This window comes from Bradyrhizobium sp. AT1 (genome assembly GCF_001590795.1).
GTDB lineage: Bacteria > Pseudomonadota > Alphaproteobacteria > Rhizobiales > Xanthobacteraceae > Bradyrhizobium.
The window spans coordinates 1862044-1874801 of record NZ_JXDL01000001.1; the positions used below are offsets into that span (position 1 = coordinate 1862044).

The 12758-nt window shown below is 64.1% G+C and carries 10 protein-coding genes and 1 riboswitch; of the genes, 5 read left to right on the plus strand and 5 right to left on the minus strand.

Translation table 11 applies throughout. The features are described 5' to 3' along the window. Positions 1 to 754 (minus strand): ion transporter (locus tag SE92_RS09010; protein ID WP_198172912.1); only part of this gene is annotated, 754 nt, incomplete at its 3' end. Positions 755 to 759: 5 nt separating this feature from the next. Next, a complete protein-coding gene (gene alaS / locus SE92_RS09015; protein ID WP_063203412.1) occupies positions 760 to 3438 on the minus strand; it encodes an alanine--tRNA ligase in 2679 nt (892 codons plus the stop codon). A 312-nt stretch (positions 3439 to 3750) separates the two neighbouring features. Then, positions 3751 to 3841: riboswitch (glycine riboswitch) on the plus strand. A 146-nt stretch (positions 3842 to 3987) separates the two neighbouring features. On the opposite strand from alaS, the gene gcvT reads away from it, so the two are divergent. The 3 genes from gcvT to gcvP all read left to right on the plus strand — a co-directional run bounded on the left by gcvT (position 3988) and on the right by gcvP (position 8534). Beyond that, positions 3988 to 5133: a glycine cleavage system aminomethyltransferase GcvT gene (gcvT, locus tag SE92_RS09020; RefSeq protein ID WP_063195384.1), complete on the plus strand. Its 1146-nt coding sequence runs from the start codon at positions 3988 to 3990 to the stop codon at positions 5131 to 5133. Positions 5134 to 5143: 10 nt separating this feature from the next. Beyond that, the gene (gcvH, locus tag SE92_RS09025) at positions 5144 to 5512 is read left to right on the plus strand and encodes a glycine cleavage system protein GcvH (RefSeq protein ID WP_063195385.1); all 369 of its coding nucleotides are present in this window, start codon (positions 5144 to 5146) and stop codon (positions 5510 to 5512) included. Positions 5513 to 5666: 154 nt separating this feature from the next. Continuing rightward, positions 5667 to 8534 carry an aminomethyl-transferring glycine dehydrogenase gene (gene gcvP, locus SE92_RS09030; RefSeq protein WP_063203413.1) on the plus strand — a complete coding sequence of 956 codons (2868 nt, stop codon included), beginning with the start codon at positions 5667 to 5669 and terminating at the stop codon, positions 8532 to 8534. A gap of 287 nt (positions 8535 to 8821) precedes the next feature. Here the strand turns inward: gcvP and SE92_RS35720 are convergent, their stop codons facing one another. From SE92_RS35720 to recA, 3 genes are all read right to left on the minus strand, one after another. Beyond that, complete coding sequence (locus SE92_RS35720; protein WP_157095232.1) at positions 8822 to 9559, minus strand: hypothetical protein; 738 nt, start codon at positions 9557 to 9559, stop codon at positions 8822 to 8824. Between the two features lie 27 nt (positions 9560 to 9586). Further along, on the minus strand, positions 9587 to 10105 hold the full coding sequence (locus tag SE92_RS35725; protein WP_157095234.1) for a hypothetical protein: 519 nt from the start codon (positions 10103 to 10105) through the stop codon (positions 9587 to 9589). A 138-nt stretch (positions 10106 to 10243) separates the two neighbouring features. Beyond that, the gene (gene recA, locus SE92_RS09040) at positions 10244 to 11332 is read right to left on the minus strand and encodes a recombinase RecA (RefSeq protein WP_063195387.1); all 1089 of its coding nucleotides are present in this window, start codon (positions 11330 to 11332) and stop codon (positions 10244 to 10246) included. A gap of 570 nt (positions 11333 to 11902) precedes the next feature. Here recA and SE92_RS34870 point away from each other — a divergent pair. Together SE92_RS34870 and SE92_RS35730 are read left to right on the plus strand one after the other, a co-directional pair. Further along, on the plus strand, positions 11903 to 12103 hold the full coding sequence (locus SE92_RS34870) for a hypothetical protein (RefSeq protein WP_084251777.1): 201 nt from the start codon (positions 11903 to 11905) through the stop codon (positions 12101 to 12103). Between the two features lie 155 nt (positions 12104 to 12258). Continuing rightward, on the plus strand, positions 12259 to 12426 hold the full coding sequence (locus tag SE92_RS35730) for a hypothetical protein (RefSeq protein ID WP_198172588.1): 168 nt from the start codon (positions 12259 to 12261) through the stop codon (positions 12424 to 12426). The last annotated feature ends 332 nt before the right edge of the window (positions 12427 to 12758 follow it).

A 12758-nucleotide genomic window follows, 5' to 3' on the forward strand; every position in this document is an offset into this window, starting at 1 on the left:
CGAAGGCGGTGGAGATGATCGCGACCGGCAGCGCGATCATGGCAAAACCCGAGATGATGGCGAAGGTGGAGACGAGCTTGCCGAGCGCCGTCACCGGCACGACGTCGCCATAGCCGACGGTGCCGAGCGTCACGATCGCCCACCACATCGCCTGCGGGATGGTGCCGAGCTTGTCCGGCTGCACGTCGCGCTCGATGGCGTAGAGCAGCGAGGCGAAGGTCAGGACCGCGCCGATCAGGATGACGATGCAGCCGATCAGCGCCCGCCGCTCGGCATGCACGGCGGCGAGCAGCGAGCGCATCGCCGGCGAATAGCGGATCAGCTTGAAGAACGGCAGCACGCCGAGCGCCGCCAGCGTCGCGTGCCGGCCGCTCGCGAGCACGATGGCCGCCGGCAGGAACGCCATGAGGTCGATGATGCCGAGCGTCGAGAAGACGTAGCCGAGCCGGTCGGACAGCGCGGACCCCTTGCGCTGGGTGTGGCCGGCCACGGTCCACAGGCGCGCGGCATATTCCGCCGCGAACACCATCACCGACAGCGCGGTGATGGCCGAGAACAGCGCGCCGAACTGCGCGTCCAGCTCCGGCACCGAGGCGAGGATCATCGCGGCCACGTTGAGCACGACGATTCCGATGATGAACTTGATGAAGCGCGACCCCGCCGAATAGGCCAGCGGGTCGTGCTCCAGCAATTCATAGAGGCGATCCCTTAAGTCGGGATCGCGAAGCCCACGCCCTCGCGGACCGGGGCGCATGGCGCTCAAGCGCCCGCGATCGCTTTTTCGATCGCCGCCAGCGCCTCGGTCGCCTTGGCGCCGTCGGGGCCGCCGGCCTGGGCCATGTCGGGCCGGCCGCCGCCGCCCTTGCCGCCGAGCGCCTCGGAGGCGACGCGCACGAGGTTCACGGCGTTGAAGCGCGCGGTGAGATCGGCGGTGACGCCGACCACGATTCCGGCCTTGCCGTCCTCGGTGACGCCGACGATGGCGACGACGCCGGAGCCGATCTGCTTCTTGGCCTCGTCGGCGAGGCTCTTGAGATCCTTCATCTCGATGCCCTCGACCGCGCGCGCCATCAGCTTGACGTCGCCGACCTCGCGCACGCCCGCGGCTGCGCCGCTGCTCGATGATGCGCCGCCGCCCATCGCCAGCTTCTTGCGGGCATCGGAGAGCTCGCGCTCGAGCTTCTTGCGCTCCTCCATCAACGCGGTGATGCGCGCCGGGACGTCGTCGAGCGAGGTGCGCAGCTCGTTCGCCGCGGTCTTCGCCAGCGCCATGGTGTCGTTGGCGTGCCGGCGCGCGTAATTGCCGGTCAGCGCCTCGATGCGGCGCACGCCGGAGGCGACCGCGCTCTCGCCGGTCAGCGTGATCAGGCCGATATCGCCGGTGCGCCTGACATGGGTGCCGCCGCAGAGCTCGACCGACCAGCCGAGCGCATTGGCGCCGCGCTCGCGCGCCGTTCGGCCCATCGAGACGACGCGGACCTCGTCGCCGTATTTCTCGCCGAACAACGCGCGCGCGCCCGCTTCGCGCGCTTCGTCGACGCCCATCACGCGCGTCGTGACCTCGTCGTTCTCCAGCACCACCTCGTTGGCGATGTCCTCGACGCGGGCGAGCTCTTCGGCCGTGATCGGCTTCGGATGTACGAAGTCGAAGCGCAGCCGGTCCGGCGCGACCATCGAGCCGCGCTGGGCGATGTGATCGCCCAGCACCTGGCGCAGCGCCTCGTGGATGAGATGCGTCGCCGAGTGATGCGCGCGGATCGAGGAGCGCCTGGAATGATCCACCTCGAGCTGCAGCGCCGTGCCGAGCTTCACTTCGCCGCTCTCGACGGTGCCGACATGCACGAAGAAATCGCCGAGCTTTTTCTGCGTGTCGGTGACGCGGAATTTGATGCCCCCCTCGCCCGTGAGCACGCCGGTGTCGCCGACCTGGCCGCCTGATTCCGCGTAGAACGGCGTCTGGTTCAGCACGAGCGCGCCGGTCTCGCCAGCCTTGAGGCTCGTGACCTCGGCACCATCCTTCACCAGCGCCGACACCACGCCCTCGGCGCTCTCGGTCTCGTAGCCCAGGAATTCGGTCGCACCCAGCTTCTCGCGCAGCGGAAACCAGATCGCCTCAGACGCGGCCTCGCCCGAGCCCTTCCAGGACTCGCGCGCCTTGGCCTTCTGCCGCTCCATCGCGTCGGTGAACGCGGCCTGGTCGACGCCGATGCCTCGCGACTTCAGCGCGTCCTGCGTCAGGTCCAACGGAAATCCATAGGTGTCGTAGAGCGTGAAGGCGACGTCGCCGTCGAACATGTCGCCTTTCTTCAAGGACGCGCTCTTCTCGTCGAGAATTGACAGGCCGCGGACCAGCGTCTTGCGGAAGCGGGTCTCTTCCAGCCGCAGCGTTTCCTCGATCAGGTTCTCCGCGCGCATCAGGTCGGGATAGGCCTGGCCCATCTCTCGCACCAGCGCCCAGACGAGGCGATGCATCAGCGGCTCCTTGGCGCCCAAAAGCTGCGCATGGCGCATGGCGCGGCGCATGATCCGGCGCAGCACGTAGCCGCGGCCCTCGTTCGAGGGCAGCACGCCGTCCGCGACCAGGAAGGCGGAGGAACGCAGATGGTCGGCGATGACGCGGAACGAGGCGACGTTCTGCTCGTTCGGCCCGCTGCCGAGCGCGGACGAGGTCGCGTCGATCAGATGGCGGAACAGATCGGTCTCGAACACGCTCTCGACGCCCTGCAGAATGCAGGCCATGCGCTCCAGGCCCATGCCGGTGTCGATCGAGGGACGCGGCAGGTCAACGCGCTCCTCCTTCGTCACCTGCTCGTATTGCATGAACACGAGATTCCAGAATTCGAGGAAGCGGTCGCCGTCCTCTTCCGGCGAGCCCGGCGGTCCGCCCCAGATGTGCTCGCCGCGGTCGATGAAGATCTCCGAGCACGGGCCGCACGGGCCGGTGTCGCCCATCGCCCAGAAATTGTCCGAGGTCGGGATGCGGATGATGCGGTCCTCGGAGAACCCCGCGATCTTCTTCCACAGCCCCGCCGCCTCGTCGTCGGTGTGGTAGACGGTAACCAGCAGCTTGTCCTTCTTGAGCCCGAACTCCCTGGTGATCAGCGTCCAGGCGAGCTCGATCGCGCGCTCCTTGAAATAGTCGCCGAACGAGAAGTTGCCGAGCATCTCGAAGAAGGTGAGATGGCGCGCGGTGTAGCCGACATTGTCGAGGTCGTTGTGCTTGCCGCCGGCGCGCACGCATTTCTGCGAGGTGGTGGCGCGCTGATAGGGCCGCTTCTCGACGCCGGTGAAGACGTTCTTGAACTGCACCATGCCGGCATTGGTGAACATCAGGGTCGGGTCGTTGCGCGGCACGAGGGGCGAGGACGACACGATCTCGTGGCCGTTCTCGGCAAAGAAGTTCAGAAAGGTCGACCTGATCTCGTTGACGCCGCTCATGTTCATCCAATCGGGTGTGCTGGAGCATGATCCGGAAAAGTGCGAAGCGGTTTTCCGGAAAGATCATGCTCAAACAAAGAGCTAAAGCGCGATGACTCTCATCGTGCTTTAGGACCCGCTTCTCGCCATCCAAACCGTAACGTTAAGGCTGATATCTGCGGGCCAAAGCGCTTTTAGACAAGGCCAGCTTTCCTGTCCAGAAACTGTGCAGGGAGATCAGAGGGTTGCCGCAGCCGCTCAATCCCGTTGGATAGGACGCGCGGACGCGTTGACAGGCTTGGCCAGCCTGTGGTCTGTACCCATCTGTATCGTACGGCCACGTCGGGAGAGACCGGCTTTAGGCAGCCGGCGCCGAAGGAGCAACCGCCCCGGAAACTCTCAGGCAAAAGGACCGCGTGGCTTTGACAGCATCTGGAAAGAGGCGCCGACGGGCATAAGGCCCGGACAGCGTCCGCCGACGGGATAATACTCTCAGGCACAGCGACAGATGGGGCTTCGACTGGTGTCCTCTGGGGAATCGTCCCCGGGGAACCGCCGAGGGCCCCCAAGATGCTAGCGCACGACCAAGACTCCCTGAAACGAACGCCCCTTTACGACCTTCACGTCTCCCTGGGCGGCAAGATGGTGCCGTTCGCGGGCTATGACATGCCCGTGCAATACCCCGCGGGCGTGCTGAAGGAGCACCTCCATACCCGGGCCTCCGCCGGCCTGTTCGACGTCTCCCATATGGGCCAACTCCGCTTGCTGCCGAAGTCAGGCAAGGTCGAGGACGCCGCCCGCGCGCTGGAACGGCTCGTGCCGCAGGACATCGTGGCGATCGCGCCGGGGCGGCAGCGTTACGCCCAGTTCACCAATGCCGATGGCGGCATTCTCGACGATCTCATGGTGGCCAATTTCGGCGATCACCTGTTCCTGGTCGTCAACGCCGCCTGCAAGGCCGAGGACGAGGCGCATCTGCGCGCGAATCTGTCCGGTGACTGCGTCATCGAGTCCCTCGCAGACCGCGCGCTAATCGCGCTGCAGGGCCCCAAGGCGGAAGCCGCGCTGGCGAAATTATGTGCAGCAGCGCCCGCGATGAAATTCATGGATGCCGGCCCGCAAGAGGTCGCCGGCATCAAGTGCTTCGTCTCGCGCTCCGGTTACACCGGCGAAGACGGTTTTGAGATTTCCGTCCCGGCCGCCGATGCCGAGCGGCTCGCGAAGACGCTGCTCGAAAACCCTGATGTGCTGCCGATCGGGCTTGGCGCCCGCGACAGCCTGCGGCTGGAAGCCGGGCTCTGCCTTTACGGCCACGACATCGACACCGCGACCACGCCGGTCGAGGCCGCGCTGGAATGGTCGGTGCAGAAGAGCCGCCGCAGCGGCGGCGCGCGCGCGGGCGGCTTTCCCGGCGCGGAAAAAATCCTCGCTCATTTCGACAACGGCGCCTCCCGCCGCCGCGTCGGCCTCCGCGCCGAGGGCCGCGCGCCGGTACGCGAAGGCGCGCTGCTGTTCGCGAATGACGCGGGCGGCGAGCCAATCGGACAAGTCACATCGGGCGGCTTCGGCCCGAGCCTGAATGCGCCGGTCGCGATGGGCTACGTGCCCACGAACCTGAGCGCGCTCGGCACCAAACTGTTCGCCGAGGTGCGCGGCCAGCGGCTGCCGCTCACCGTCGCCGCGATGCCCTTCGTGAAAAACACCTACAAACGCTGAGGACGAGACAATGACCACGACGCTGTATACCTCCGACCATGAATGGCTCGCCATCGATGGCGATATCGCGACCGTCGGCATCACCGACTACGCGCAGCAACAGCTCGGCGACGTCGTGTTCGTGGAGTTGCCCAAGGTCGGCCGCACCCTGAAGAAGGCAGAAGCCGCCGCGGTGGTGGAATCGGTCAAGGCCGCCTCCGACGTCTACGCGCCTGTCACCGGCGAAGTGCTCGAAACCAATGCCGAGCTCGTAGCCGAGCCGGCGCTGGTGAACTCTGACGCGCAAGGCAAGGCCTGGTTCTTCAAGATCAAGATCGCCGACAAAAGCGAGCTCGGCGGCCTCATGGATGAAGCCGCCTACAAGGCACATACGGCGTGAGATGAAGCGAACGGCCGCCCCATACTCGGTGTCATCGCCCGCGCAGGCGGGCGATCCAGTACGCCGCGGCCCAACGGCTCGATCACGAACGCCTGCGTTTACCGGGTGCCCCGCCTTCGCGGGGCACGACAAGAACTCCTAGCGAGGACCCATGATGACCGCGCACCGCAAGACCAACGGCGACACCGCCGCCAGTTTCGTTCGCCGCCATATCGGCCCCTCAGTGCGCGATGTCACCGCCATGCTGGAGACCGTCGGCGCCAAAAGCGTCGACGCCCTGATGGCGGAGACGCTGCCGGCCTCGATCCGGCAGGCCGCTCCGCTCGATCTCGGCAAAGCCTTCAGCGAGACCGAGGCGATCGCGCACATGGCCGAGCTGGCCCGGCAGAACCAGGTCTTCACCTCGCTGATCGGCCAAGGCTATTCCGGCACGATCCTGCCCGCGGTGATCCAGCGCAACATCTTGGAGAACCCGGCCTGGTACACGGCCTACACGCCCTATCAGCCCGAGATCAGCCAGGGCCGGCTGGAAGCGCTGCTCAACTTCCAGACCATGATCTGCGACCTCACCGGGCTCGACGTCGCCAACGCCTCGCTGCTCGATGAGGCCACCGCGGCGGCCGAAGCCATGGCGCTGGCGGAGCGGCACTCGCAGGTCAAGGCGCAAGCCTTCTTCGTCGACAAGGACGTGCATCCGCAGACGCTGGCGGTGATGCGCACCCGCGCCGAGCCGCTGGGCTGGACCCTGGTCGTCGGCGATCCCCTCACCGACCTCGACAAATCGGACGTGCTTGGCGCGCTGCTGCAATATCCGGGCTCCTCGGGCGCGTTGCGCGACCTCAGGCCCGCGATTGCCACGCTGAAGGCCAAGGGCGCGCTCGCGATCGTCGCTGCCGATCTGCTGGCGCTCACACTGATCGCCCCCCCGGGCGAGCTGGGTGCCGACATCGCGATCGGCTCTGCCCAGCGTTTTGGCGTGCCGATGGGTTACGGCGGACCGCACGCGGCCTATATGGCGGTGCGCGACGCGCTGAAGCGCTCGCTGCCCGGCCGCATCGTCGGCCTCTCCGTGGATTCGCGCGGCATGCCGGCCTATCGCCTCGCGCTGCAGACCCGCGAGCAGCACATCCGCCGCGAGAAGGCGACCTCCAACATCTGCACCGCGCAGGTTCTGCTCGCCGTGATCGCCTCGATGTACGCGGTCTATCACGGCCCCGAGGGGCTGACGCAGATCGCGCGCAACGTGCATCGCCGCACCGCCGTGCTCGCGGCCGGCCTGCGCAAGCTCGGCTTTGCGCTGCAGTCCGACAGTTTCTTCGACACGCTCAGCGTCGATGCCGGCGCCAAGCGCGCCGAAATCGTCGCGCGCGCCGCGGCCGAGACAATCAATCTCGGCATCGGCGACACCAGCCTGCGCATTGCGCTCGACGAGACCACGACGCCGGCGACGGTCGAAGCGGTGTGGCGCGCGTTCGGCGGCCAACTCGCCTATGCCGAGATCGACGCCGAGACGCGCGAGGCGCTGCCGGACGGTTTGAAGCGCACCACCGCGTTCCTGACGCATCCGGTCTTCCAGGCGCATCGCTCGGAGACCGAGATGTTGCGCTACATGCGCAAACTCTCAGACCGCGACCTCGCGCTCGACCGCGCCATGATCCCGCTGGGCTCATGCACGATGAAGCTGAACGCGACCACCGAGATGATGCCGCTGACCTGGCCGGAGTTCGCGACGCTGCACCCGTTCGTGCCGCGCGAGCAGGCCGCGGGCTACCACGCGCTGTTCGCACGTCTGGAGAAGTGGCTGTGCGACATCACCGGTTATGACGCGATCTCGCTGCAGCCGAATTCCGGCGCGCAAGGCGAATATGCCGGGCTGCTCGCGATCCGCGGCTATCATGCCGCGCGCGGCGAGAGCCACCGCAAGATCTGCCTGATCCCCTCCTCCGCCCACGGTACCAATCCGGCCTCGGCCGCGATGGTCGGCATGGACGTGGTGGTCGTCGCCTGCGAGAAGAACGGCGACGTTGACGTCAATGATCTCCGCGCCAAGGCCGAGAAGCATTCGAACGACCTCGCCGCGGTCATGATCACCTATCCCTCGACCCATGGCGTGTTCGAGGAACACATTCGCGAGATCTGCGACATCGTGCACAGCCACGGCGGCCAGGTGTATCTCGACGGCGCCAACCTCAACGCGCAGGTCGGCCTCTCCAGGCCCGGCGATTACGGCGCCGATGTCAGCCATCTCAACCTGCACAAGACCTTCTGCATCCCGCATGGCGGCGGCGGTCCCGGCATGGGCCCGATCGGCGTCAAGGCGCATTTGGCGCCGTTCCTGCCCGGTCATCCGGCGACCAACGGCGGCGCACCGGTCGGCCCGGTCTCGGCTGCACCGTTCGGCTCGGCCTCGATCCTGACCATCTCCTACATCTACATCCTGATGATGGGTGGCGAAGGATTGAAGCGGGCCACGGAGATCGCGATCCTCAACGCCAATTACATCGCAGCGCGTCTCGATCCGCACTTCCCGGTGCTCTACAAGAACGAAAAGGGCCGCGTCGCCCATGAGTGCATCGTCGATCCCCGGCCGCTGAAGACAACGTCGGGCGTCACCGTGGACGACATCGCAAAGCGCCTGATCGACTACGGCTTCCACGCCCCGACCATGAGCTTCCCGGTGCCGGGTACGCTGATGATCGAGCCGACCGAATCGGAATCCAAGGCGGAGCTGGATCGTTTTTGCGACGCCATGATCGCGATCCGGAAGGAGATCGCCGAGGTCGAGGCCGGCCGCTTCAAGATCGAAGCCTCGCCGCTGCGCCACGCTCCGCACACCGTGCACGACATCGCGGACGATGATTGGACGCGCGCCTACACCCGCGCCGAAGGCTGCTTCCCCGCGGGCAGCTCGCGCACCGACAAGTATTGGAGCCCGGTCGGCCGCGTCGACAACGTCTATGGCGACCGCAACCTGGTGTGCTCCTGCCCGCCGGTGAGCGATTACGCGCAAGCCGCGGAGTGAGACGCGACGGAGGTCTCGTAGGGTGGGCAAAGCACAGCGTGCCCACCTTCCGTCTCAATCAGGAAAAGATCGTGGGCACGGCGCTAGCGCGCTTTTGCCCACCCTACGGCACTTGCCGTCCGCCGGTGAGCGATTACGCGCAAGCTGCGGAGTAGGGTTTTGTAGGGTGGGTTAGCAGGCGGCAGCGCGAAGCGCCGTCGCCTGCGTAACCCACCACTTCTGCTTCGCGGAAACGAACGATGGTGGATTACGCCTGCGGCTAATCCACCCTACGGTTCTTAGAGCGGCTAACGCAATTCTTCAAAGCTATCGTGGTTTGGCCCGCAACCGCCGCCCTCGACTAGCGCGTCAGCGGCAAGCTTATCCAAGATGAAACACCATCGCCTATTTTCTTCTTCGCCACCGTGACGGCAACCGTCACAGGGATGACCGTCATGCCACTCCGCTTCGAGATCGAAGGTTTCTCCGTTGCCTTCCTTTTCAGGATGTAAACGCGCATGGCATTCATCGCACACGGCGACAAGCTCAAACATAAATTCTTCGAAAATGTGCTCGTAGGTTCGATGGTGCACCTGGGTCGCCTTGCGCTCTAGGCACCCTTCACAGAGGCCTTTAGCCCGCTCCATCACCTTGGTTCGTTTGGCTTGCCATTCTGGTGACTTTAGATAGGTGTCGTACTTTCGTCCGAATATCCCTTCGTGCTCTTTTTGTTTGCGAACATGTTTTTGATAGATCGCTTCAAGCGCTGCGTTCCGGCTTGCGATATGATTTTCTTCTTGCCCTTCCGACCAAGCCCCACAATCTCTTAGATCAGCCGTCTGCTTTATCGCTGAACCGACTGATGCTCCGCACGCAATGCACTGTCGTTGGAGGAGAAACGCGCCGCCACGGTTCTTGCGCCGTCGAATCTCTGTTTGAGCGTGATCACAAGCTGTTTGACGGTGCGCTTCAAGCTCTTTGAGCAGTTCGTCCGTATAGTCGAGATAGTATGGCTTGCCAGTATCCTGATCGATGACGCGGCGCATTATCCGCTCCTAATCCACGCTCGGCCGCTACAACATCGGTCGCTGGCCGGTGAAGCCCGCTCGTTCTAGCCATTCACTCGCGGTGCGGCTTGGATCGGGATCAGAAAGTGCATTCGATTCGAATTGGGCGAAGGCAACAGCCTTGTATCGTGCTCGCAGATGTCCAAGTGATCTACCTATCGATAGAGCGGAAGCAAAATAGAGCTTCCAATCTGGCTTGCCTTGATCGTTTGGGCCGATAAGCCAGGACATTTCTGCCACTTTGTCGTCCGCAAGATGAGCAGCGCGATGCATGTGATTTTCAGCCGCTTGGCTAGGCCGCTTCCATTCGTCCAATCGCTTTTTCCGATAGTGACGACTCTCTGGTGTGTAGTACGGCGCAGGCGGTCGGGTCAGGCCTAGCGCACGATGGCTCTCGCGCCAATGTTCGACGCAATGGCAAAGTTGGACAAGTTGCCGAAATGCCGTCCACATCTGATCCGAGACATCGCCCTGATCAAAGCGTGCCCAATCAATGGTCGGATGCCAATAATCCAAAACGTCCATTCACAACTGCTCCATCATGTCCAACGAGCGTGGGGCAGACAAACCGCAGCTTAGCCACAAAACGAAACGGGCGCTGACGACGTCGGCAACTCAACGTCTTCAGCGCCCGCTCCTCGCGAAAAACTTTCGCGTTTAGTCTTATTCCTCCGCCGGCTCCTCGCCGTCGGCGTCACGCTCCGGCGTGCCGGCGAGAATTTGCTCGGCGATCAGGCCGGAGTTCTGGCGGATCGAGGTCTCGATCTTGGCGGTGATGTCAGGGTTGGCCTTCAAGAACGCTTTCGAATTCTCGCGGCCCTGGCCGAGACGCTGGCTGTCATAAGAGAACCAGGCGCCGGATTTCTCGACGATGCCCGCCTTGACGCCGAGATCGAGGATCTCGCCCATCTTGGAGACGCCCTCGCCATACATGATGTCGAACTCGACCTGCTTGAAGGGCGGCGCCAGCTTGTTCTTGACGACCTTGACGCGCGTGGTGTTGCCGACCACCTCGTCGCGCTCCTTGATCGCGCCGATGCGGCGGATGTCGAGGCGGACCGAGGCGTAGAACTTCAGCGCATTGCCGCCGGTGGTGGTCTCGGGCGAGCCGTACATCACACCGATCTTCATGCGGATCTGGTTGATGAAGATCACCATGGTGTTGGACTTGTTGATGGACGCCGTCAGCTTGCGCAGCGCCTGGCTCATCAGACGGGCCTGCAGGCCCGGCAGCGCATCGCCCATCTCGCCCTCGAGCTCGGCCTTCGGCACCAGCGCCGCGACCGAATCCACCACCAGAACGTCCACCGCACCCGAGCGCACCAGCGTGTCGCAGATTTCCAGCGCCTGCTCGCCGGTGTCGGGCTGGGAGATCAGGAGTTCGTCGATGTTGACCCCGAGCTTCCTCGCATAGACCGGATCGAGCGCGTGCTCGGCATCGATGAACGCGCAGATGCCGCCCTTCTTCTGCGCTTCCGCCACCGTGTGCAGCGCCAGCGTGGTCTTGCCCGAGGATTCCGGCCCGTAGATCTCGACGACACGCCCCTTCGGCAGACCGCCGATGCCGAGCGCGATATCGAGCCCGAGGGACCCGGACGAGACCGCCTCGACATCCATCGAGCGGTCGTTCTTGCCGAGCTTCATCACCGAGCCCTTGCCGAACTGGCGCTCGATCTGGGAGAGCGCGGCGGCCAGAGCTTTACTCTTGTCCATGGAAGATCCTTCGACGATACGCAGGGCAGTGGCGGACATTGGGTCGTGCTCCTTATGGCGAGGATTCGGGTGCGGGACAAACGATTGGCGAGGCAGCGCGGCGATAAAACCAATGTACCCCATTTGTTCTAGGTTCGCAATATGTTCTTTTGGGGATTTGGGGGGTTGGCCGTATTTTTGGCGCCCGAACATCAAGAGACCAGCTGCCACGCTTTTCCGGTCACTCACCCGCTGTCCGTGCAACCGGCGGCCCATCGGCAACACATGCCCAGCCAGTTAGTGTTAGGCGCGCAGTACCTGCGAAACAATTTGGCTTCGCAAACAACACGAGAGCCAAACCCACTACCAGGCAAATCAACATGGTCCAGCCAATCCGCATCAAGGGAAGAGTTCTCCGACGGTGCTAATCTTAAGTCTCGGCTGGCTTATTTCGGCCAGCGCCTGGGTTTGGGGTGTTGCCCACCCCCGCCCACCCTATGTGCACAACTGAACAGACACCGTTCCATTTGTGGATCCTAATCCAATCATCACCGCACGGGCCGGGTGCCGCCATCGGTGATGAGAACGCCGATTGCGCTCCCGCTTTGCTCACACGGACACGGGCGTGCCATGTTCAAGCGACGACGTTTCAAGCAACAGCTGACCCTTCAAGACCGGCTTTCCGCATGGGTGAAGCAGGTCAAGGACGACGCCTCCAGGCTTCCCCCTGGTCCCGAGCGCGACGCTCTGCTCAAGAAGGCCCGCCAGGCCGAAATGGCCAATCATCTGCACGACTGGGTCAAATCCCCCGGCCTGCAACCGCCGAAATAGCAGAGCAGCCGCGACGTCGTTGCCCGACCAGAGCTGACTGCCGTCAAAGACGCGGCTGCGGGTCGCCGTCATAATTCCGCAATCGTACGGCACCGAACCTTTTCGCGGTCTGGGGTCTTCTTCAGGATGAGACCGCAACTCTGGGGACTTCAGTCATGACCGAAGACAAGCATCGCGAAACGACCAGGCGCAATCCCATGCTTGAGGCGGCGCATGAGGAGATGGTCAAGTTCGAGCGCAAGGAGAACGAGTTCCGCAAGAAGGATCGCGAAGAGCGCGCCAGCGAGCTCCATCTTCCGCTGAACGATATCAAGATCCACTAAAGCCTCGCCGGAGGCCTGCATCGAGACCGACGACGAGGCGCCGGCGAGACCGCCGACGGCGCCCTCCTCCAGAGCCGTAGCGGTATTAAAACACCTCAAAGTGGATTGAAAGCACAAGCAAATTTTCATACCGCCTACTGTGCATGGGGTTGTTTTGCGGTTTTGAAAGTTGCGGCCTGCCTACAGCAGCGCCAGCAGCACCAAGCCGATCACCAGCACGACGAAGCCAGCCGCTGTCGCGGCGGCGAATGACCGCTCAACGTTATCCATGATGCCACCCCATTGCCGGCGTGCCACGTTTCCCCCATGGCTGCGCCGAACGGGATGAAATC